The sequence below is a fragment of the Streptococcus sp. 2342 genome (genome assembly GCF_013276795.1).
Taxonomy (GTDB): Bacteria; Bacillota; Bacilli; order Lactobacillales; family Streptococcaceae; genus Streptococcus.
This window is the reverse complement of record NZ_VMLR01000003.1, coordinates 166,303-186,649: the sequence shown is the minus strand read 5'-3', so window position 1 is coordinate 186,649 and position 20,347 is coordinate 166,303. Positions and strand designations below refer to the sequence as shown.

22 protein-coding genes are annotated in these 20,347 nt (G+C 41.7%); 4 read left to right on the top strand and 18 right to left on the bottom strand.

The window, feature by feature from the left end; genetic code table 11:
• Nucleotide 1 precedes the first annotated feature (1 nt).
• The 14 genes from HT689_RS03400 to tsaB all read right to left on the bottom strand — a co-directional run bounded on the left by HT689_RS03400 (nt 2) and on the right by tsaB (nt 12,666).
• Complete coding sequence (locus HT689_RS03400; RefSeq protein ID WP_173225064.1) at nt 2-1,246, bottom strand: transporter; 1,245 nt, start codon at nt 1,244-1,246, stop codon at nt 2-4.
• A 185-nt stretch (nt 1,247-1,431) separates the two neighbouring features.
• Entirely contained in the window at nt 1,432-2,301 is an 870-nt protein-coding gene (locus HT689_RS03395) for an Rgg/GadR/MutR family transcriptional regulator (RefSeq protein ID WP_173225061.1), read from the bottom strand.
• Between the two features lie 129 nt (nt 2,302-2,430).
• Nucleotides 2,431-3,123, bottom strand: coding sequence for a methionine ABC transporter permease (locus HT689_RS03390; RefSeq protein WP_000444647.1), 693 nt, complete (start codon nt 3,121-3,123; stop codon nt 2,431-2,433).
• Between the two features lies 1 nt (nt 3,124).
• Complete coding sequence (locus HT689_RS03385) at nt 3,125-4,186, bottom strand: methionine ABC transporter ATP-binding protein (protein ID WP_173225057.1); 1,062 nt, start codon at nt 4,184-4,186, stop codon at nt 3,125-3,127.
• The gene (locus HT689_RS03380) at nt 4,179-5,552 is read right to left on the bottom strand and encodes a M20/M25/M40 family metallo-hydrolase (RefSeq protein WP_173225054.1); all 1,374 of its coding nucleotides are present in this window, start codon (nt 5,550-5,552) and stop codon (nt 4,179-4,181) included. Before HT689_RS03380 ends, HT689_RS03385 begins: the two co-directional genes overlap by 8 nt.
• A 96-nt stretch (nt 5,553-5,648) precedes the next feature.
• A complete protein-coding gene (locus HT689_RS03375) occupies nt 5,649-6,503 on the bottom strand; it encodes a MetQ/NlpA family ABC transporter substrate-binding protein (protein ID WP_125455845.1) in 855 nt (284 codons plus the stop codon).
• Between the two features lie 153 nt (nt 6,504-6,656).
• Nucleotides 6,657-7,487 carry an amino acid ABC transporter substrate-binding protein gene (locus HT689_RS03370; protein WP_004254995.1) on the bottom strand — a complete coding sequence of 277 codons (831 nt, stop codon included), beginning with the start codon at nt 7,485-7,487 and terminating at the stop codon, nt 6,657-6,659.
• Between the two features lie 209 nt (nt 7,488-7,696).
• Nucleotides 7,697-8,020 carry an AzlD domain-containing protein gene (locus HT689_RS03365; RefSeq protein WP_125415531.1) on the bottom strand — a complete coding sequence of 108 codons (324 nt, stop codon included), beginning with the start codon at nt 8,018-8,020 and terminating at the stop codon, nt 7,697-7,699.
• A complete protein-coding gene (locus HT689_RS03360; RefSeq protein ID WP_000659737.1) occupies nt 8,010-8,705 on the bottom strand; it encodes an AzlC family ABC transporter permease in 696 nt (231 codons plus the stop codon). The genes HT689_RS03365 and HT689_RS03360 overlap by 11 nt, the downstream gene beginning before the upstream one ends.
• Before the next feature lie 237 nt (nt 8,706-8,942).
• Nucleotides 8,943-9,227: a hypothetical protein gene (locus HT689_RS03355; protein WP_173225052.1), complete on the bottom strand. Its 285-nt coding sequence runs from the start codon at nt 9,225-9,227 to the stop codon at nt 8,943-8,945.
• A gap of 354 nt (nt 9,228-9,581) precedes the next feature.
• Complete coding sequence (locus HT689_RS03350) at nt 9,582-10,445, bottom strand: XRE/MutR family transcriptional regulator (RefSeq protein WP_173225049.1); 864 nt, start codon at nt 10,443-10,445, stop codon at nt 9,582-9,584.
• A gap of 103 nt (nt 10,446-10,548) precedes the next feature.
• A complete protein-coding gene (tsaD, locus tag HT689_RS03345) occupies nt 10,549-11,559 on the bottom strand; it encodes a tRNA (adenosine(37)-N6)-threonylcarbamoyltransferase complex transferase subunit TsaD (RefSeq protein WP_173225046.1) in 1,011 nt (336 codons plus the stop codon).
• The gene (rimI, locus tag HT689_RS03340; RefSeq protein ID WP_173225043.1) at nt 11,549-11,986 is read right to left on the bottom strand and encodes a ribosomal protein S18-alanine N-acetyltransferase; all 438 of its coding nucleotides are present in this window, start codon (nt 11,984-11,986) and stop codon (nt 11,549-11,551) included. The genes tsaD and rimI overlap by 11 nt, the downstream gene beginning before the upstream one ends.
• Nucleotides 11,983-12,666 carry a tRNA (adenosine(37)-N6)-threonylcarbamoyltransferase complex dimerization subunit type 1 TsaB gene (tsaB, locus tag HT689_RS03335; protein WP_173225039.1) on the bottom strand — a complete coding sequence of 228 codons (684 nt, stop codon included), beginning with the start codon at nt 12,664-12,666 and terminating at the stop codon, nt 11,983-11,985. Before tsaB ends, rimI begins: the two co-directional genes overlap by 4 nt.
• A gap of 190 nt (nt 12,667-12,856) precedes the next feature.
• On the opposite strand from tsaB, the gene cibA reads away from it, so the two are divergent.
• Both cibA and cibB read left to right on the top strand, forming a co-directional pair.
• Entirely contained in the window at nt 12,857-13,042 is a 186-nt protein-coding gene (cibA, locus tag HT689_RS03330; protein ID WP_000180843.1) for a fratricide two-peptide bacteriocin subunit CibA, read from the top strand.
• A 1-nt stretch (nt 13,043) separates the two neighbouring features.
• A complete protein-coding gene (cibB, locus tag HT689_RS03325) occupies nt 13,044-13,196 on the top strand; it encodes a fratricide two-peptide bacteriocin subunit CibB (protein WP_070528467.1) in 153 nt (50 codons plus the stop codon).
• 321 nt (nt 13,197-13,517) lie between these two features.
• Here cibB and HT689_RS03320 read toward each other — a convergent pair whose 3' ends face one another.
• On the bottom strand, nt 13,518-13,733 hold the full coding sequence (locus HT689_RS03320) for a hypothetical protein (protein ID WP_173225036.1): 216 nt from the start codon (nt 13,731-13,733) through the stop codon (nt 13,518-13,520).
• A 279-nt stretch (nt 13,734-14,012) separates the two neighbouring features.
• Between HT689_RS03320 and HT689_RS03315 the strand changes: the two genes are divergently transcribed.
• Together HT689_RS03315 and HT689_RS03310 are read left to right on the top strand one after the other, a co-directional pair.
• On the top strand, nt 14,013-14,246 hold the full coding sequence (locus HT689_RS03315) for a DNA-dependent RNA polymerase subunit epsilon (protein WP_000639572.1): 234 nt from the start codon (nt 14,013-14,015) through the stop codon (nt 14,244-14,246).
• A 1-nt stretch (nt 14,247) separates the two neighbouring features.
• Nucleotides 14,248-15,927, top strand: coding sequence for a ribonuclease J (locus tag HT689_RS03310; RefSeq protein ID WP_060805918.1), 1,680 nt, complete (start codon nt 14,248-14,250; stop codon nt 15,925-15,927).
• 141 nt (nt 15,928-16,068) lie between these two features.
• Here HT689_RS03310 and mnmG read toward each other — a convergent pair whose 3' ends face one another.
• The 3 genes from mnmG to mnmA all read right to left on the bottom strand — a co-directional run bounded on the left by mnmG (nt 16,069) and on the right by mnmA (nt 19,709).
• Complete coding sequence (mnmG, locus tag HT689_RS03305) at nt 16,069-17,982, bottom strand: tRNA uridine-5-carboxymethylaminomethyl(34) synthesis enzyme MnmG (RefSeq protein WP_000220956.1); 1,914 nt, start codon at nt 17,980-17,982, stop codon at nt 16,069-16,071.
• A gap of 9 nt (nt 17,983-17,991) precedes the next feature.
• Complete coding sequence (locus HT689_RS03300) at nt 17,992-18,447, bottom strand: NUDIX hydrolase (protein WP_172930787.1); 456 nt, start codon at nt 18,445-18,447, stop codon at nt 17,992-17,994.
• A gap of 140 nt (nt 18,448-18,587) precedes the next feature.
• The gene (gene mnmA / locus HT689_RS03295; RefSeq protein ID WP_173225033.1) at nt 18,588-19,709 is read right to left on the bottom strand and encodes a tRNA 2-thiouridine(34) synthase MnmA; all 1,122 of its coding nucleotides are present in this window, start codon (nt 19,707-19,709) and stop codon (nt 18,588-18,590) included.
• Nucleotides 19,710-20,347: the final 638 nt, after the last annotated feature.

The window sequence follows — 20,347 nt, the reverse complement described above, 5'->3', positions numbered from 1 at the left end:
GTTAAAATTTTTTACCTGAAAAACTTCTTTTTTCTAGAGATAAAGTCAACCCTATCACACTCACTACCAAAAACACCCACCAACAAAGACTGATATCTTGCAAAGCTAAGAAGGAAAATACAGACATCCCCAAGGGTAATGTTAGGGAAAAAATCATACTCAAGAGATTATTACTTCTAGCTAATACATCCACGCTCAAATTAGACAATAACAGAGTATCTAATTTAGGCATTGATTTCGACATCAAATACATGACAAAGGCTAAGCAAACAACACCTACTAGAGGAGAAAAATCTAAAATATTAGCAGTAGCAAGTAAGACAAACAGAATTGCATTGAGCGATAGCAAACTTGAAAACGACCATTTCCCAAAATAATCATGGGGAGTTAGGCTACCAAGAATAGCTCCTCCCAAGCTAACACATTCGATTAAAAATAGGGCCTGAGCATAGCTGAGATGATAGATAGTATGGTCTAATAAGTAAAAGTGATAAATACCTCCAACAGCTCCTCCCAAAGTATTCATTACCAAAATGACAAGGATCATTTTAAACAAAGATTTACTTTCTCTCTGCCTAAAGATATCATCCATGTCCGCATAGATTACCTTAACTTGTTGAAGTAAACTAATCGACTTATCCTCTACACTTACAGACAAATGCGTCAATTCTCTTCTATTTTTGAACAAAATGAGAGAAGATAGTAAAAAGAAGCCAGCATTTACAATTGCAACAAAAGAAAAATTTTGGTGGCTTGTTGTGAGTAACCACACTCCTAAGGCTTGACCTCCTAGATTTGATAAATAGGAGACAAACTGAGTAAAGGAATAAGCTTCATAGAGCTTATCTTCCGAAATATTATGCTGGATAATCGGCATACGAAGGCCTGCTGTATAATCTGATAAAATATCCGAACAGATATTAACCATACAGATAAAAGCAAACGTTACAAAGTTCTGATTATGAATCACACTAGCAATCAAAAGAAATAGTAGACTTTGCACACAACCAACCCAGATAATTGTCCCTGCTTTATTCCGAGTATGATCAGCCTTAATCCCAACATAAAAAGTAAATAGGAAAGGTAAAATCGTAATCATATTCGCCATAAATACAGCTATATTTTTAAAGGGTAGACTCGCAGCATAAATAATAAATACCAGATTATAAATATAAGCTCCACTTGAGCTCAAAAATCTCGATAAGGTCAGTATTCTAAATAAATGATGGCTTAAGAATAGTTTCATAACAGGCCTTTCTCCATATTTCAAAGAGTATTCTATTGAAACCAGTCTAACAAAAAAAGCGGGACTCCCCACTTTTTTGTAATATATTTTTTCTGAAAATAGAAACTCTAGCTCCTAGATACTACTATTTATCACTCCATCTACAAGCCCATTTATTTTTCATCAGTCGATGTAACGAGAATATATTACAAATCTTTATTTGAAAACTGATTTTCAAAATAGTTTTCATAATATCTTGCACCATCTATATACTCTAAATCTTGTAAGATTGTAATGCCTCTCTGGATTTTCTCAAGACCCTTATTTTTAACATTAAAAATAGTATCATAATACCCTTTAGCAATCATATAAATGATTTTAAGATAGGCTTGAGATTCTGGCAATTCTCGTTTTTCAATCTGAAAGGTAAAATAGTCTGCTTTTAATTTATCCTTTTCCTCTATCGCTTTAAAAAGTCCATTAATCAAAATAGTGTCAATACCAACTTTGTTACTCGGTAAAGAGCCTAATAAATCCGTCTTTTGTAACATCTCCCTAGAATATTTAAAATAGAGAGGCAGAGGAAACAAAGTAGAAATCGTTGAAAATAGTTCCAATTCATAATTTCCCCAGATATCAATAGTAAAAAAATAGTCATAGAGAAAAGTCAGTTCTTCATCCGTTGCTCTTATTTCTGAATCAAAAAACACGAGAAGGCTTTTGATACGAATCATTTGTAAGAGATAGCTTTTTTTAGCACTTGATCTGTACTTTTGAGTCGTCTCTTCATACAAGGAATGGAGAGAATCAATCCCTTCTCTGTCATATAAATCCCAGAGATTTTCTTGAAAAGCCAAAACCTTTTTCTGAGAAAAACCACGTACCAAGTACATAAATTCATTCAAATCAGAGTGGATGTTATCTAAGGCAGTAATCAATTTCATAGATGATAAATCTGCTTCTCCACGCTCAAATTTGCTCAGCATGGAATAAGTGAACTCTCCTCCCGTCGCCTCCTGTAGAGATACATTCCGACTCTTTCTCAATTCTTTAAAAACTTCTCCCAGATTTTGCATATTGACTCCCCACAATTCTTAACTCTCTAACTCATAAAAGTAACGGTTGATAGCAACCAGTACAGAGAATTTTAAGTCTTGACTATAACGACAACTCCTATGAATGATGTACAGATTGCCTAATTCTCTTTATTTATGACTCAATTTCTTAGTTAAGAAATCTCCCAAGAATTGGATCGCAAAGATAATCAAAATGATAATGATGGTTGCTAAGATAGTTACATCGTGATTATAGCGGTTAAATCCATAAGCGATGGCTACGTTACCGATACCACCAGCTCCAACCGCTCCGGCCATGGCTGTTTCCCCAACAAGGGAAATCAAGGTCACAGTTGTCACGCGAATTAAGTCTGGAAGACCTTCTGATAGGTAAACACCCACGATGTCCCAGAAAGTCGCTCCGCTCGCTTGAGCTGCCTCAATGACACCGCCATCTAGCTCAGCCAAGACAACCTGCACCTGACGAGCAAAGAAGGCAAAGACTGCAAAAGATAGCGGTACGATAGCCGCATTTGGACCAATGCTTGTTCCTACGATTAGATGAGAGAAGGGTGACAAGACTGCCAAGAGGATGATAAAAGGAACCGCACGGAAAATAGAGGTAATCTTATCCAAAATCCAGAAGACGACCTTGTTTTCCAAGACACCACCTGGCGCTGTTAAGACAAGGAAAAGACCTGCCACTAGCCCCAAGAATCCTCCGATGATGAAGGAAAGAACTGTCATATAAAGGGTTAGGTAGATAGCTGTTCCCCAACCTGCTTGACCAGCCCAGCCCATTTTATAGACATTTGGTAAATAGGTTTGAATCAATGATTCCATCTTACTGTCCTCCCTTCAATACTTTTAGCTGTACGCCTGCTTGACGAATGGCTTCTTGGGCACCTGCCAACGCTGCTTTTTCACCTGACAAGACCACAACCAATTCTCCAACAGGAGTACCATCGAGAATTTCGATATTGCCATAGAGGATATTAGCCGTTACTTGGTAACGCTTGTACAATTCATTCAAAAGTGGCTCGTCTGTTGAAGCACCTGCGTACTTGAGTTGAACCAAGAGACTGTTTTCAGACAAGTGTTCCACGATTTCTTGCTTCTCAATTTTGACCATAGCTTCATCAATGCCTGTAGCTGTTGAGATAAAGTCTTGAGTCAAAGCTTGTTTAGGATTTGAGAAGATTTCAAGGACGCTACCCTCTTCAATCAAATGCCCATCCTGCATAACTGCCACACGATTGGCAATATCTTTGACAATCTGCATTTCATGCGTAATCAAGACAACAGTTAAGCCTAATTTTTGGTTCAAATCTTGCAACAAGGCCAAAATCTGCTTGGTTGTCTTAGGGTCAAGGGCAGAAGTTGACTCGTCTGAAATCAAGATTTTTGGATCATTTGCCAAGGCACGCGCAATGGCCACACGCTGTTTTTGCCCTCCAGATAGTTGTGAAGGGTAGTTTTCAGCACGATCTGCCAAGCCAACCAAGTCCAACAACTTGGCTACTTTAGCCTTCTTTTCTTCCTTACTGAGTCCAGAATGTTTAAGGGCAAAGGCTACATTCTCCTCTGCTGTCTTTTGGCTCATCAGGTTAAAATGCTGGAAAATCATTCCGATATCTTGACGTTTACGACGCAACTGTTCTGCCGTCAAGGTCACCTTGCCATCAAAAATCACATCGTCGTCAATGGTAATTTTCCCTGCAGATGGTTTTTGCAAGAGGTTAATCACCCGTACAAGGGTTGATTTCCCTGCTCCAGAATATCCAACGATTCCGTAGATATCCCCTTCTTGGATGTGAATGGTCACATCCTTGACCGCTGTGATGGTTCTCTTCTTTTGGTGAAAAGTCACATCGATCTGATCTAACTTGATAATATCTCTACTCATAGCTTCTAATTAGCTCCTCTACTAATTCAATATGGGTGTAGTAATCGGCGATTCGCACATTTTCATCTCCACCGTGGTCTCGACTATTAGCATTTCCTAGACCGAAGGCCACCATTGGCACCTCTAGGGCATCAAAGACCGTATGCATTGGCCCTGTCCCAGCTGTCGTCGGCAAGACTGAAACGCCCTGTGGATAGAATTTCTTGGCCAACTCGATTACATTGAGAATGGCTGGCGCGCTCATATCGCTGCGATAGCTCATCTCTCCCAAGGTATAGTATAATTCTACCTTATCAAAGCCATTTTTGTCTAGCTGTTTCCGAATTTTTTCCAGAACATCATGCGGTTCTAGGCCAGGAACCAAACGAACCTCTAGCTTAGCACTGGCTTCTGCTGGCAAAATCGTTTTAACTCCTTGCCCTTGATAACCTGACTGGATCCCTTCGATATTAAGGGCTGGCTCAAAAAAGAATCGTTTTAGAAAGGCTCCGCGGTCCTCTTGTAAAAGAGGCAATTCCAAACCATAAATCTGGCTGATTTCCCCTGGATTTCGTTGGGCATAGGTATCCACCAAGGCCAATTCTCTTTCATTTGGTTCTTGAACTTCTTCGTACAAACCTTCAACCAAGATACGGCCATCTGTGGCACGAAGAGACTGTAGGGCTTGAAGGAGGTACCAAGGAGCTGATTCCACAACCCCACCATAACTCGAATGGATATCCACATCAGCACTTTTTACCTTGGCATCAAAGGTCACAATCCCCTTATTTCCACCAGAAATTTCTAGCTGTTCCAAGGCATTTTTTGTCCCTTGTTCCCAGACCAACAAATCCGCTCCACGGAGTTTATCCGCATGTTTTTCCAAATACTTATCCAGGTCTGTCGAAGCCGATTCCTCTGCTCCCTCCATGATAAAACTAATGTTGACAGGCAAATCATCATGGTGCTGCATGTATTTTCTCAAAGCACTCAAGCGAGCTGTGATATGACCCTTGTCGTCATCAACCCCACGCCCATACATAAAGCCATTGCGCACCGAAAGCGTAAAAGGATCCTCTGTCCAGACCTGATCTCCGTCCGCTGGCACAGTGTCATAGTGGTTATAGAAAATTAGGGTCTTGGCATCTGGACGCGAACTCTTGAAATGCGCCATGACAAAAGGCGCCATGTAAGTCTCATCAATCTCCACTTCAGCCCCCACACGCTTGAAAATCTCACCCAGATAATTTGCGACTTCCTTAAGTCCAACCTGCTGGGCAAAGACTGATTTCTTAGAAATCAAAGTACGCAAAACCTCAAAATAATGCTGGGCTACATGATCCTTTTCAAATTTTTCAATCTGTTCTTGTTCGCTAGGAAAAACCATATTCTCTCTACCTTTCTATGAACTACTCTTCCTGACAATCCATGCTCTATACAAAAGCAAGAGGTGGAATTTTCTCTCCCACCTCCCTGTTTCTTATTACCAAACTGGTTGATCCAAACCGTCTGATGTTTCTTCGATAACTTTTTTCACTTCATCTGTATGGTAAGCTGCAACAACTTTCTTGATAGCATCAGCTTTTGGTGATGACTCCCAATCTTTTTTCGCAACAATGATGTTGTACCATTGTTTTGAGTTTTCATCAGCTTGTTCTTTGAAGAGTGCTTTCTTGTAGTCCAATTTTGCTTCTGTAACGAAGGTATTGTTTACAACGGCAGCGTCAACTGATGACAATGAACGAGCTGTTTGGCTAGCGTCCAATTCAGTGATTTTCAAGTTCTTTGGATTTTCTTTGATGTTAGCAACTGTTGCAAGAGCAGTTCCTGAAACGTCCAATTTAATCAAGCCAGCTGATTGAAGCAAGTAAAGCGCGCGGCTTTCGTTTGTAGCATCGTTCGGTACAGCGATTTCTCCGTTTGCTGGGATGTCTTCCACTTTAGTATACTTGTTGTCACTTCCATTCAAACCTGAGTAAAGGCGAATTGGAGAGATGTAAGTATCTGCAATCGCTACAAGATCTTTCCCATTTTCTTTGTTCCAGTTGTTCAAGAAGTTGTAGTGTTGGAAAGCGTTCAAATCTACTTCGCCATCAGCAGTTGCCTTGTTTGGTTGTGAGTAGTCTGTGAACTCTGTAAATTCCAAGGTAATGCCGTCTTTTTTAACCAATTCTTGGATTTTATCCCAACGTTTTTCTTCAGAACCGCTACGGTTAACAGTTGCGATTTTGATAGTTGTTGCATTGTCTGCTTTCTTTTCTGAGTTTCCGCAAGCTACAAGAGCCAAACCTGCGACTGTAGCAAGGGCTGCTACACCAAGCCATTTTTTGATTTTCATGATTCTATCTCCTTTAAAAATAATACCGTACTAGTATCTCACAATTTGTTTGATTTCACAAATTGTTATTAGATAGTCAGATATATAGTTTAAAACTATATCCCTAAAAACTGAGAAATCACCCATCTACTCAGAATGGATGATTTCAAGAAATTATTTAATATCAGCTTCTGCTGGTAGATAAGTGTCTCCAAAGAATTGTTTAGACAATTTTTCAAGAGTTCCGTCTTTGTAGAGTTCTTGGATACGTTTGTCTACAAATGTTTTCAACTCATCTTGACCTTTAGCAAGAAGTGGGTAAACATAAGGTTGTTGGTCGCTTGGAAGTTCGATCACTTTCAAGTTGTCCAAACCTTGGTCCTTGATGACTGTTTCAACACCGATTTTATCAAAAATCTTGTAGTCAAACTGGCCATCGCTCAAGCGTCCCATGATTTGTTGGAAGTCTGCTTTAGTATACTTTAGGACAGTTGGATTATCTGAATGTTGTTTGTTGTAGTCTTCTAGCTGTTTAGCAGAAGTTGTCCCTTGAACAACTTCTGTTGATTTTCCACCGATATCATCAAGCGATTTGATGCTAGGGTCATCTTTTTTCACTACAAGAACGTTAGGGTTTTTAGCAGTTGGAGCTGCATAAAGGTATTTTTCAGCACGTTCTTTAGTGTAGCTGATGTTGCTAACAGCCATATTGTAACGGTCGGCATCAAGTCCTGCAAAGACTCCTGACCACTCTGTCTTCTCAAACTTGACATCATACTTGTCAGAGTCTTTAAAGATAGCGCGAACCACTTCAATTTCGTAACCAGTCAATTCGCCATTTTCTTCATAGTTGAATGGTTTTGGTGTAGCATTAGTTGCAACGATAATTTCTTTCTTGCTAGCTGCTTCTCCTTCTTTCTTAGCACCACCTGAGCAAGCCGCAAGCACACCTGCAGCAACAAGCCCTAGGGCAGCAAGAGATGAGTATTTAACGATTTTTTTCATGTCATTTCCTCCAAAATAGAATACCTTATAATCTTAACAGAAAAAGACCATTTACGCCATTATATGATATCTATCTCTGTGATAAGTTTTCTTTATGGCTGATTTATACTCAATGAAAATCAAAGAGCAAACTAGGAAGCTAGCCACAAGCTGTACTTGAGTACGGTAAGGCGACGCTGACGTGGTTTGAATTTGATTTTCGAAGAGTATTAAAAGATCAAACGCAAGACTGCAATTAAGACCACTCCAAAGAGAACCGTTCCGACTAGATTACGGTAGCGAAAGGCTACCCAAGCCGTCGGAAATACTGCTAAGAAGTCCAGCCATTTGATTTGAGGAAGACTCCCAACCTTGCCTGTTACTACGCTTGAAAGAATCAAGGCAAAGATAATAGAAACGGGCAAGAACTTCAAAAAACGCTCAACAATCGCAGGCAAACCCTTATACTTGACCAAGATGAAGGGAATCATACGGGGAATCCAAGTCACAAGACCAGAGAAAATAACTGCTAATAAAAGATACTTACTGACCATCTAAAACCACCCCCATTGTACAACCAAGTAGCGTCGCAAACAGAACAGCTAGTGACTGAGACACCACTGTCAAGAGTAAAAAGAAGGATACCGCAACAACTGCTAGGATAATGAGCAGATTGCGGACAGGAATTCGTCTTTGCATAATCTGGAATTGCGAAGCAAAAATTCCGATGAACATCCCAACAAGAGCAAAATCTAAACCAAAGATCTCTGGATTTGGCAGCAGACCACCCAGAGCCGTTCCGACTACTGTTCCCACAAACCAAGCCACATAGCTGTTGAGATTGTTCCCGTGCATCCACATAGGATTGACCTTGTCTGTATGGGCCAATTCGCCCATCAAAACGCCATAAGTCTCATCCGTCAAGATACTAGACATACCGATATTGTGCCAAAGACTGGTATGACGGAAATAGGTTGACGCATGCAAACTCAACAAAAAGAGACGTAAATTAATCAAAAAGACCGTCATAGCAATAGCTGCCACAGGAGCTTGAACCGCAATCAATGCCAGCATGGCAAACTGAGCACTCCCAGCATAAACAAAGAGGCTCATCAAGCCCATCTCAACAGGTGTCACATAGGGCGCACCAATAATCCCACAGGCCAGCCCGATACTGACATAACCAAGGGCCGTTGGCATGGCTGCCTGTGCCCCCTCCCAAAATCCTTTTTCTTTCATCTTTCTCCTCATATTATCTTAATAAATGGGCTGAATCAGTTCCAGCCACAGCATGGACTATTATAACACATTCAGGAAAGAGAAAAAAGTCTGCTGATTGTAATCAGACAGACTCCATTTTATTCCATCGTATCAAAGGCGAGACTTGGTTTGGCATTGAGGTCCAAGCCTTGCTTATATTCTTTTTCATTTTAGATTCATCCATTATACAACCGTTAATACCGTATTTATAATGAATCATATCTTAAAAATACCAGACCATACTATTCCCTGCTTGTATTTGGCTTCTTTCTTTTGGACAATTTTTGCTAAATCCAACAACTCTGTCGGCGGTTCACCTTTAAAGCCCAATAATTCTTTAGAGACGGCAAATGAGAGACGTGCAGCTAACAAATCTTCACTAGTACTAGAAAACTGTTTCGCTGTCTCCAGCAATTGCTTCCTAAATTCTTCCGTCAAGCTAATTTCTTTATTACTGTACAGGGAATGAATTAAAATTTGTAACTGACTTTGTTTTTCCATCGTTTACCTCATTTTATCTAGGACGCCAAGTTTCACTTTTAGTCCAGCCATTTACATTATGCTCAGAATTAAACATATACTGTACGAATTCTCATCTATAAACCACTTCTGCGACTTAGGATTTGCTTGAAGTACTTTACAAAGATAATATAACACAGAAATTGGCTTATTTTAAAAAATCGCATATTTGATATTTTTTCTTATAGAAATTTCAGATTTGCGATTTTAGTAGATTTGATTATTTCACTGGTATAATAAAGTTATTACTAATGAGGAGTGGAGAAACTATGAAAAAACAAATTTTAACATTATTGACAATCGTTGCTGAGATTATTATCATTTTCCCGTTTCTAACTAATCGATAAGTTCTTTGTATTGCTGAAAACGCAATTCGAAGAGGGCTATCAATTGTGGATTTTCTAATACTTGCAGAGATTGGATAAAGTGTTCAATCTCTTTTTGATTGTTTCCTTTGGTTTGAAGGAAAATACTCATTTTCTTTAAAAATTGCCACAATACTTTTTCAAAAACATCGTATGGACGAAGCATACTCTCCAGCTCAGCTTCAAAGATTGGGATGTAAGAGAAAAGTTTGCGCTCCATGAGCTCTGATATAATATTCAGAAATCCACTTTTCATATACAGTCTATTATGTACCAACTCTTTAAATTCCTTAGATTTCTCAAGTAAAGTGGTTGATAAAAATATCAAATCTTGATTGCTCAAGAAAGGCATGGTATTACAGAATATATAGAGTTCAAACCAGGTCCAAGACTCAATAGCGTAGAGGTAGGTAGTTAAAAACTCGCTATCCTCCTCTGCTAGCGGATAGCTTTTATCTAAGGAATGGAGTGCATCTTTAATCACAATGGCATTCAAACGACGATAGGTCTCTGCCATCTGTTCTCGCTCGACTTCCTCCAACAGTTGCTCTAAGCCAGCGATATCTTGGTGGGCAAAGCGATCCACAACCTTTCTGCCAAATCGCATATGTGGAGATTCTTGATAGTTGTTGAGTTTGTGCCCAAATTCATCAAAGGTCACATTGATCCCTTGGATAGCTAGGATTAGCTTGTCCGCAGATAGCATAGACTGCCCTAGTTCAAACTTGGACAACTGAGAAGCTGTTAGTCCCTCACAGGCCACATCTGACTGCTTGAGTTTTCTCGCCAAGCGCAATTCCTTGTAAAATTCCCCCAATTCCATTCTCTCAATCATCTTGCCACCTCCTATTTTTTATATAGTATATCATTATTTACACTCATTTGTCAAAATATTCTGACATTTAAAAAAGGAAAAAAGCCAGCTTTAAGCTGACTCCTTATTCTATGGTATCAAAAGCGAGACTTGGTTTTGCATTGAGATCCAAGCTTGCAAAGTTTTCTTTGTTCCACTCGCTGACGCTGGCGTAGGCAATCATACCTGCATTGTCTCCGCAGAGGCGCAGTGGAGGGATGATAACCTTGACATCTGTGATTTCAGCTGCTAGGCGTTCTCTGAGGCCATTATTGGCTGCCACGCCACCTGCCACAACTAGAGTTTTAACAGGGTATTTTCCCAAAGCTTTCTTGGTTTTAGCCATAAGAATATCCAAGACAGCTGCTTGGAAGGAAGCACACAAATCCTCTGTAGACAAGCTTTCTCCCTTTTGCTCTGCATTATGGTGAAGATTGATAAAGGCCGATTTCAAACCTGAGAATGAAAACTCCAGATTATCTTCCTTAATCATGGCACGAGGGAAATCATAAATATCCTGTCCCTGATGAGCTAGCTCGTCAATCTCACGACCAGCAGGATAGGTCAAGCCCATGACACGGCCGACCTTATCATAGGCCTCGCCAACCGCATCATCACGGGTTTCCCCAACAATCTTGTAATCACCAGCCTCGGAAACATAGACCAACTCTGTGTGCCCACCACTTACTAAAAGTGCTAACAAGGGGAACTCCAAAGGCTCCACGCTCTGAGCTGCCATGAGGTGACCAGCCATGTGGTTAACAGGGATAAGTGGAAGTCCATGTGCCCAAGCAAAGGCCTTAGCAGCTGACAAGCCAACTAGCAAGGCTCCGACCAAGCCTGGTCCATAGGTAACAGCCACAGCTGTCACGTCCTCTTCCGTAATTCCTGCTTCTACCAGAGCCTCCTCGATACAGGCTGTAATGACCTCGACATGGTGACGACTGGCTACTTCAGGCACTACGCCCCCAAAACGTTTGTGGCTCTCAATTTGACTGGCAATGACATTGGACAAGAGTTCATCGTCGTTTTTCAGTACGGCAACACTGGTCTCATCACAGGATGTCTCAAATGCTAAAATATATCTATCCTTCATCTATTTCTCTCTTCATGATGATGGCGTCCTCGACCGGGTCATGGTAGTAGGCCTTTCGCTCAGCGATGACTGCCATCTTTTCTTTCTTGTAAAATGCTTGCGCTCGTTGATTTGACTTTCTGACTTCGAGAAAAATCTCCTTGTCTGTCGGCAATTGAGAAAACAAGGCTGACGCAATTCCCTGACCCTGATAGTCTCCTTTAACAGCGATTTGCAAGACTTCTGCCTCAAAGATATTTTCCTGCACAGCTAGAAATCCAATCACTTCGGCCCCATCATAAGCCAGAGCATACCAAGTCTGATCTTGGGACAGGTCTGCTTGAATTTGTTCCAGCGTCCAAGGACTGACTGGGTAAACAGCTATCATAACAGCGTAGATGGCTTGAGCCAAGTCAGGTCGCTGTTGGATTCGTTTGATTTCTATCATAGGCGTTTAATGTAAGACTCGCCAGACTCGGTATGGTTCTTGAGCCAGTTTTCCTCAGCCTCGACACGCTTGAGGTAGTTAGGCACAAAATCATGCAAGGAGTCTGCTTCCTTGTCCCAGGACCAGAGAGCTAGATTAGCTGCATTTGGCAAGGTTTCTTTGAAATTAGTCCTTGGCAAGTGTTCTTGAATCTGCTCCACAAAGGTTCCAACTTCTCCGACAAAGGTTACCTGACTAGCCCCCTTGATTAGCTCAATCACTCGCTCAAAAGGCAGGTGCGCTTCTGGCATGACAGGTTTGGCATTTTCATAAAATCCTGCATAAACATTGTTACGACGCGCATCCATCAAAGGAACGAACAAGCCTTCTTGTTGGTAGGGCACCAGAGCCAAGAGGCTAGACATACCAACTAACTCAATGTTCAGGGTATGAGCCAAAGTCTTAGCCGTTGCGACCGCAATTCGCAAGCCTGTGTAGCTACCTGGCCCCTCTGCCACCACGATTCGATCCAAGTCCTTGGGTGTCCAGTCCAAACTTGCCATCAAAAAATCGATGGCAGGCATGAGGGTAATACTGTGATTTTTCTTAATATTAATCGTCGTCTCGGCAAGAACCTGCTTGTCCTCTAAAATAGCGAGAGAAAGAGCCTTGCTGGACGTATCAAAAGCTAATACTTTCATAACACATTCCTATCTTTTTGTCTGCTTACTATTATACTACAAAAGCTAGCACATGGGAATTTTCTTTGCCCCCAAACAAAAATGCCTATATTTAGCCCAAAAACAATTCGCAAATAAAATTTAAAAAATTTTCACTTTTCCTTTTCTTTTCCGAATATAAAAGTGAACAAGAAAAAAGGAGGAAAGTTCAATGACAAATTTTGACGTTCTTGACAATCAATTTTTATCCCTATCTGAAAATGAATTATCAGATATTGATGGTGGTCTCGCTCCCTTGGTTATCTTTGGAGTAGCAGTATCTTGGAAAGCTATTGCAGGTGGAACAGCACTTGTAGGTTCTGGTTTGGCAGCTGGTTATTTTTTAGGAGGAGATTAATATGATGAAAGATTTGAACAACTATCGTGAAATTTCTAATAAGGAATTGCAAGAAATCAAGGGTGGTTTTGGTGCAGGTGTTGGTATCGCTTTATTTATGGCAGCTTATACCATTGGGAAAGATCTCCGTAAAAAGTTTGGTAAGTCATGCTAGATAAAAGACACATTTTTAGAAGGATAAATTTTATTGTCTTCATCTCTTACAGTTTGCTCAGCATTCTCAATGATTTGAACATTACTACTATCCTTTTACCATTCGATTTATCTGTTTGTATTGTTTTGTTTTTAGTCTTCAACTCTATTTTTGAGCAGAAGAATCATTAATATAAAACTAATAAGCACTGAAAATTCCATTGTCATGTCATTTTAGAAAAATGCAAAGACCACCTCATCTCGATAGAAGAGGTGGAATTTTTGTATCATGAATTTACTATCTTTATCCCAAAACAAAAAGGCCCTAGCATGAGCAGGGCATCTAAGCATTTAATCCAAAGTAAAATACAAACCAAACGACATAGGTTACGAGGAGGAGAAAAAGCGAGTAGAGAGTCACAAAGGTAATTTTCCACAAGAACTTGCTTTGTCGTCGTTCTAGTTTGGCAAATAGAAGATTCCCTCCATAAACGCAAGCAACAAAAACAATAAAAGCTACCAAGCGAGCTCCAATAGCAAAAGCAAATAAGTTATACATAGGGCAACCTCCTTGACTTAAAATCTATATGGAATTATGACAAGCGATAAGTTTCACTTCCATTATCAACATAACACATTTTCTTTATTTTTGCAAGCGCTTACCCAGCAAATCGTCCCATGACTTTCTCGTTTCCGTCTTTTACTAATTTTTCATTTTGTGGTATAATTGAAATAATTGTAACGAATCAAGGTCAATCTAGACACAAAATGGAATGAAATCAAGCAAATCTATGCTAAAAGTTTGGAATAAGCTGACCTGTAAATAGAAAGGAACTATATGATTTACAAAGTTTTTTATCAAGAAACAAAAGAACGTAGCCCACGCCGTGAAACAACACGCGCACTTTACCTAGACATCGATGCCAGCTCAGAACTTGAGGGTCGCATCGCTGCTCGCCAACTTGTCGAAGAAAATCGCCCAGAGTACAATATCGAGTATATCGAACTCTTGTCTGACAAATTGCTAGATTACGAAAAAGAAACTGGCGCCTTCGAAATTACGGAGTTCTAATATGGCCTACACTCTTAAACCTGAAGAAGTCGGCGTTTTTGCCATCGGTGGTCTGGGAGAAATCGGGAAAAACACTTACGGGATTGAATACCAAGATGAGATTATCATCGTCGATGCTGGGATTAAATTCCCAGAAGATGACTTGCTGGGTATCGACTACGTTATTCCTGATTACTCTTACATCGTAGACAACATCGACCGCGTCAAGGCTGTTTTGATTACCCACGGACACGAGGACCACATCGGTGGGATTCCATTCCTGCTCAAGCAAGCAAATGTCCCTATCTATGCTGGACCGCTTGCCTTGGCTTTGATCCGTGGGAAACTCGAAGAACACGGCCTCTTGCGCAACGCCAAACTTTACGAAATCAACCACAACACTGAGTTGACCTTTAAAAATCTCAAGGCAACTTTCTTTAGAACTACACACTCTATTCCAGAACCTTTGGGGATTGTCATTCATACTCCTCAAGGGAAAATTGTCTGTACGGGTGACTTCAAGTTTGACTTAACACCAGTTGGTGAACCAGCAGATTTGCACCGTATGGCTGCGCTTGGTGAAGAAGGCGTGCTCTGTCTCCTGTCTGACTCAACAAATGCGGAAGTGCCAACCTTTACCAACTCTGAAAAAGTCGTTGGCCAGTCCATCATGAAGATTATCCAAGGCATAGAGGGACGTATCATCTTTGCATCCTTTGCCTCAAATATCTTCCGTCTCCAGCAAGCAACAGAAGCCGCTGTTAAGACTGGACGTAAGATTGCAGTCTTTGGTCGTTCGATGGAAAAGGCCATTGTCAACGGAATTGAGCTTGGTTACATAAAAGCTCCTAAGGGAACCTTTATCGAGCCAAATGAAATCAAAGACTACCCTGCAGGAGAAATTCTGATCCTCTGTACAGGTAGTCAGGGTGAGCCTATGGCGGCCCTCTCTCGTATCGCCAACGGAACCCACCGTCAGGTGCAACTCCAACCCGGCGATACCGTTATCTTCTCTTCAAGTCCAATCCCTGGAAATACGACTAGCGTCAACAAGCTGATTAACATCATTTCAGAAGCTGGTGTCGAAGTTATCCACGGTAAGGTTAACAATATCCATACATCTGGACACGGTGGCCAGCAAGAGCAAAAACTTATGCTCCGCTTGATTAAGCCAAAATACTTCATGCCTGTCCACGGTGAATACCGCATGCAAAAAGTCCACGCTGGACTAGCAGTGGATACTGGTGTTGAGAAGGACAATATCTTTATCATGAGCAATGGTGATGTGCTTGCCCTTACTGCTGACTCAGCTCGTATCGCAGGTCATTTCAACGCCCAAGACATCTATGTCGATGGAAATCGTATCGGTGAAATCGGTGCTGCTGTCCTCAAAGATCGTCGTGATCTATCTGAAGACGGTGTCGTTCTGGCAGTCGCAACTGTTGACTTCAAGTCGCAGATGATTCTATCTGGTCCAGACATCCTCAGTCGAGGCTTTGTCTATATGAGAGAGTCTGGAGACTTGATTCGCCAAAGCCAACGCATCCTCTTCAATGCAATTCGTATCGCACTGAAAAACAAGGACGCTAGCGTGCAATCTGTCAATGGTGCCATTGTCAACGCTATTCGCCCCTTCCTCTATGAAAATACAGAACGTGAACCGATTATCATCCCGATGATCCTCACACCAGATGAAGAATAAGTCAACAAAACAGCCCCGATTTTTCGGAGCTGTTTTTCTCTATGCTTTCTTTTGAGATTGAAACTCAATAAAAATCGAAATCAGACTAGAAGGCTAGGTGAAATCATAACTTGAGTTAGGTGAGCCGAAGCCGACGACGTATCATTTTGATTTTTGAAGAGTTTTTGAAATACTACGATTTTTACCTTCCAAATACACCATCAAAATAGAAATATCTGCTGGGTTTACTCCCGAAATACGGCTGGCTTGGCCGATGGTTTCTGGATTGATGAGTTTGAACTTCTGACGAGCTTCGGTTGCAATAGAATCAATGTCATCCCAATCGATATTGGCTGGAATGCGTTTTTCTTCCATGCGTTTCATCTTAGCAACCTGATCCATGGCTTTGGAAATATAGCCTTCGTATTTGATTTCTGTTTCAATCAATTCGATAATCTTATCATCCAAGTCCTCTGCAGCTGGTCCTATAAAAGCTACCACATCTTGGTAAGAAACTTCTGGACGGCGAAGGAATTCCTTGGCTGTCACTGCATCGGTCAACGGTTTAAAGCCCATCTCCTCAACCTTGGCATTGGTTTCCTTGACTGGCTTGAGTTTGATACTGTCTAGGCGTTTCATCTCATTTTCAAATTGATTTTTCTTGATTTCAAAACGAGCCCAGCGTTCATCATCCACAAGACCAATCTCACGTCCCATCTCAGTCAAACGCATATCAGCATTGTCATGACGGAGGATGAGGCGGTATTCAGCACGACTGGTCAAAAGGCGATAAGGCTCAATCGTTCCCTTGGTCACCAAGTCATCAATCATGACCCCGATATAACCGTCACTGCGCTTCAAAATCAACTCAGGCTTGCCTTGGATTTTCAGAGCCGCATTAATACCTGCGATAATCCCTTGCCCAGCAGCTTCTTCGTAACCTGACGTTCCATTTGTCTGACCAGCAGTGAAAAGACCTGAGATTTTCTTGGTTTCCAGAGTTGCACGCAATTGATGAGGCAAGACCATATCGTACTCGATGGCATAACCTGTTCGCATCATCTCTGCATTTTCCAAACCTTTGATGGAATGAACCAAGTCACGCTGGACATCCTCAGGCAGACTGGTTGAAAGTCCTTGAACATAGACTTCCTCAGTATTGCGCCCTTCTGGTTCAAGGAAGAGTTGGTGACGTTCCTTGTCCGCAAAGCGCACAATCTTATCCTCAATCGACGGGCAGTAACGAGGTCCCACTCCCTTGACCACACCTGTAAACATAGGCGCACGGTGGAGGTTATTTTGGATAATTTCATGACTGGTACCATTGGTATAGGTCAACCAGCATGGCACCTGATCCTTGACATAATCCTCATCACGTGAAGTGTAAGAGAAGTGATTAGGAGCTTCGTCTCCTGGCTGAATTTCTGTCACATCGTAATTGATAGAAGAAGCCTTGACACGTGGAGGAGTTCCTGTCTTGAAACGACCAATTTCGAGGCCCAATTCCTTGAGATTGTCAGCAAGGTTAATAGAAGCCAAGCTGTGGTTAGGACCTGATGAGTACTTGAGGTCTCCGATGATAATTTCCCCACGGAGGGCTGTTCCTGTCGTCACGATAACAGCCTTGGCAGCATACTCTTGATGAGTCGCTGTACGAACACCGACAACCTTGCCATCTTCCACCAAAATCTCATCAATCATGGTCTGACGAAGGGTCAGATTTTCTTGATTTTCAACTGTCTTGCGCATCTCCTTAGAGTAAAGCTCCTTGTCAGCCTGCGCACGAAGGGCACGAACGGCAGGACCTTTCCCAGTGTTGAGCATCTTCATCTGGATGTAAGTCTTGTCAATGGTCTTGGCCATCTCGCCACCGAGGGCATCAACTTCACGCACGACAATTCCCTTGGCAGAACCACCGATAGAGGGATTACAAGGCATGAAAGCCAGCATTTCAATGTTAATGGTCGCAAGCAAGACCTTGCATCCCATACGGCTAGCAGCCAAGGAAGCCTCAACCCCAGCGTGTCCCGCACCAATTACAATAATATCGTATTCTTCAGTAAAATGATATGTCATATTTCTCTCCTATTTCTCAAGATGAATGTGTCTTAGTTGGCCGTCCCAATCTGGCAGGGCTGTTTTTAGAAAGGCTGGAACTAGATTGATACCCTTAATCTTGTCTATGTCAATCCACTCACAAGGCTGCGTTTTTTCGTCTTCCTGCATGGTCAATGGAGCATCTTCAAGCAAGTCCACCAGATAATGAAACTCGATATTGTAATAGGAAACACCGTCCTGTTCAAAATGATTTTCAACCACAAAAGCTAGCTGCCCAGCTTGAGCTTTAACACTCAGTTCTTCCCTCACTTCGCGGACTACCGCGTCTTCCGTTCTTTCATTGACTTGGATAGCACCACCAATTGTGTAATACTTGCCCTTATCTTTGGTGACTAGAAGCTTACGATTTTGGACAATCAAAGCTGTCGCCCGAACACCAAAAACCGTATTGCCTACTTTTGTCCGAAAGTCTTGTTGAGTCATTTCTATCCTTTCCCTTAAACGACACAAAAACAGTCAAAACTCCAAAGAGGTGCAGGACAAAAAAGCCTGCAACATCCATGAGCTTTGACCATCATTTCTATTGCTTTTATTATTGTAGCAAATTGAGAAAATTTGTCAATCTAAATGTACTGACAAACTTGTCCATCTCGGTAAGCATTGTCAATCAAACCACCACCTAGACATTCTTCGCCATCGTAAAAGACAACTGCCTGACCTGGTGTAATCGCGCGTTGCGGTTCTGCAAAGATAACCTCTGCCTTATCTCCTTTGACATGGACGGTCACCTTAGAATCAGGCTGACGGTAGCGGAATTTTGCTGTGCATTCTAGCGTAAATTCCTCTGGCATCTCACGAGTAAAGTGGACTTGACTGGCTTCTAGGCTGGTTGACATGAGCGAATCATGGTAGAAACCTTGGCCTACATAGAGGATATTCTTGCTCAGGTCTTTTCCGACAACGAACCAAGGGGCATTGTCACCACCATGTTGGCCACCGATACCGAGACCTCCACGCTGACCAATCGTATAGTACATAAGACCTGCATGCTCGCCCATATCGTGACCATCCACAGTCATCATGCGACCAGGCTGAGCTGGCAAGTAGTTACTGAGAAAGTTTTTAAAGTTCTTTTCTCCGATAAAGCAAATTCCTGTCGAGTCTTTCTTCTTAGCAGTCGCAAGGCCTGCTTCTTCTGCTAATCTGCGAACTTCAGGCTTTTCCAAATGTCCCAATGGAAACATGGTTTTTTGAAGTTGCTCTTGCGAAAGTTGGCTGAGAAAATAGGTCTGGTCCTTGCCATTGTCCACGCCACGAAGCATGTGAACAGTGCCATCCTCATCACGCGCTACTCGAGCATAATGCCCAGTCGCAACATAATCTGCCCCCAAGGTCATGGCATAGTCCAAAAAGGCCTTGAACTTGATTTCCTTGTTACACATAACGTCTGGATTTGGCGTGCGCCCTGCACGGTATTCCGCTAGGAAATACTCAAAAACGCGGTCCCAGTACTCTTTTTCAAAATTGACAGAGTAGTAGGGAATGCCAATCTGGTCTGCCACCGCAGCCACATCCTTGTAATCTTCGGTCGCCGTACAGACGCCGTTTTCATCTGTGTCATCCCAGTTCTTCATGAAGATACCGATCACATCGTAGCCCTGCTCCTTGAGAAGAAGAGCCGTCACCGACGAATCAACACCACCACTCATCCCCACAACAACACGTGTTTTAGAGTTATCACTCATGGTAAGTCTCCCATCTATTCGTTTATTTATACCCCTCAAAATTCTATTTACTATGACTTTCAATAGAATTTCTTCGAGTATAGTCTTTTCGTTTGCTTTTAGGACTAGGCAACGAGTCGCAGGCATAACTTGAGTTCGCTCAATCAGTCTGGGAGACTGATTGAGGTTATAAATCAGACAAGCTAAGCTTGCATCTCATTTCGAGTTAACGACGTAATAAAAGATAAACGAAATGACTAGTTCACGATTGAAGGTCGTGTGTGCTTAACGATTGAAGGTCGCTTGAGCAGTATTCATTATAACATGCTTGGTTAGAGAAGACAAGAAAGAGGTTGTCAATCGACCAACCTCTTGTTCTGCGTAACTTCTCAAAGTAACTTCCAGCTCTCTCCCAAAACTGGAAGTTAGTCTCAGACGACGAATTATGCTAGAATTAAGCCTGAGACTTTTCGTGCGAAAAGTCTCAAACTAAACGCTAGCAACTGGAAGTTACTCTAAGACGACTCTGTTTTAGGGCTATTTGTCGTGCACTTTTTTCTGTGTCTTTTCGCTTTTGAACCCTTATATATCAAGAAAAAGAAAACCAGCGGAAGTTAGTCTAATACGGATTTCCACTAATTTCACGCGTTTTTCTCATA

Bases quoted from the DNA above. Each gene is read 5' to 3' on its own strand.
- HT689_RS03400 (WP_173225064.1), bottom strand. From the start codon at position 1,246: ATGAAACTATTCTTAAGCCATCATTTATTTAGAATACTGACCTTATCG.
- HT689_RS03395 (WP_173225061.1), bottom strand. From the start codon at position 2,301: ATGCAAAATCTGGGAGAAGTTTTTAAAGAATTGAGAAAGAGTCGGAAT.
- HT689_RS03390 (WP_000444647.1), bottom strand. From the start codon at position 3,123: ATGGAATCATTGATTCAAACCTATTTACCAAATGTCTATAAAATGGGC.
- HT689_RS03385 (WP_173225057.1), bottom strand. From the start codon at position 4,186: ATGAGTAGAGATATTATCAAGTTAGATCAGATCGATGTGACTTTTCAC.
- HT689_RS03380 (WP_173225054.1), bottom strand. From the start codon at position 5,552: ATGGTTTTTCCTAGCGAACAAGAACAGATTGAAAAATTTGAAAAGGAT.
- HT689_RS03375 (WP_125455845.1), bottom strand. From the start codon at position 6,503: ATGAAAATCAAAAAATGGCTTGGTGTAGCAGCCCTTGCTACAGTCGCA.
- HT689_RS03370 (WP_004254995.1), bottom strand. From the start codon at position 7,487: ATGAAAAAAATCGTTAAATACTCATCTCTTGCTGCCCTAGGGCTTGTT.
- HT689_RS03365 (WP_125415531.1), bottom strand. From the start codon at position 8,020: ATGGTCAGTAAGTATCTTTTATTAGCAGTTATTTTCTCTGGTCTTGTG.
- HT689_RS03360 (WP_000659737.1), bottom strand. From the start codon at position 8,705: ATGAAAGAAAAAGGATTTTGGGAGGGGGCACAGGCAGCCATGCCAACG.
- HT689_RS03355 (WP_173225052.1), bottom strand. From the start codon at position 9,227: ATGGAAAAACAAAGTCAGTTACAAATTTTAATTCATTCCCTGTACAGT.
- HT689_RS03350 (WP_173225049.1), bottom strand. From the start codon at position 10,445: ATGATTGAGAGAATGGAATTGGGGGAATTTTACAAGGAATTGCGCTTG.
- tsaD (WP_173225046.1), bottom strand. From the start codon at position 11,559: ATGAAGGATAGATATATTTTAGCATTTGAGACATCCTGTGATGAGACC.
- rimI (WP_173225043.1), bottom strand. From the start codon at position 11,986: ATGATAGAAATCAAACGAATCCAACAGCGACCTGACTTGGCTCAAGCC.
- tsaB (WP_173225039.1), bottom strand. From the start codon at position 12,666: ATGAAAGTATTAGCTTTTGATACGTCCAGCAAGGCTCTTTCTCTCGCT.
- cibA (WP_000180843.1), top strand. From the start codon at position 12,857: ATGACAAATTTTGACGTTCTTGACAATCAATTTTTATCCCTATCTGAA.
- cibB (WP_070528467.1), top strand. From the start codon at position 13,044: ATGATGAAAGATTTGAACAACTATCGTGAAATTTCTAATAAGGAATTG.
- HT689_RS03320 (WP_173225036.1), bottom strand. From the start codon at position 13,733: ATGTATAACTTATTTGCTTTTGCTATTGGAGCTCGCTTGGTAGCTTTT.
- HT689_RS03315 (WP_000639572.1), top strand. From the start codon at position 14,013: ATGATTTACAAAGTTTTTTATCAAGAAACAAAAGAACGTAGCCCACGC.
- HT689_RS03310 (WP_060805918.1), top strand. From the start codon at position 14,248: ATGGCCTACACTCTTAAACCTGAAGAAGTCGGCGTTTTTGCCATCGGT.
- mnmG (WP_000220956.1), bottom strand. From the start codon at position 17,982: ATGACATATCATTTTACTGAAGAATACGATATTATTGTAATTGGTGCG.
- HT689_RS03300 (WP_172930787.1), bottom strand. From the start codon at position 18,447: ATGACTCAACAAGACTTTCGGACAAAAGTAGGCAATACGGTTTTTGGT.
- mnmA (WP_173225033.1), bottom strand. From the start codon at position 19,709: ATGAGTGATAACTCTAAAACACGTGTTGTTGTGGGGATGAGTGGTGGT.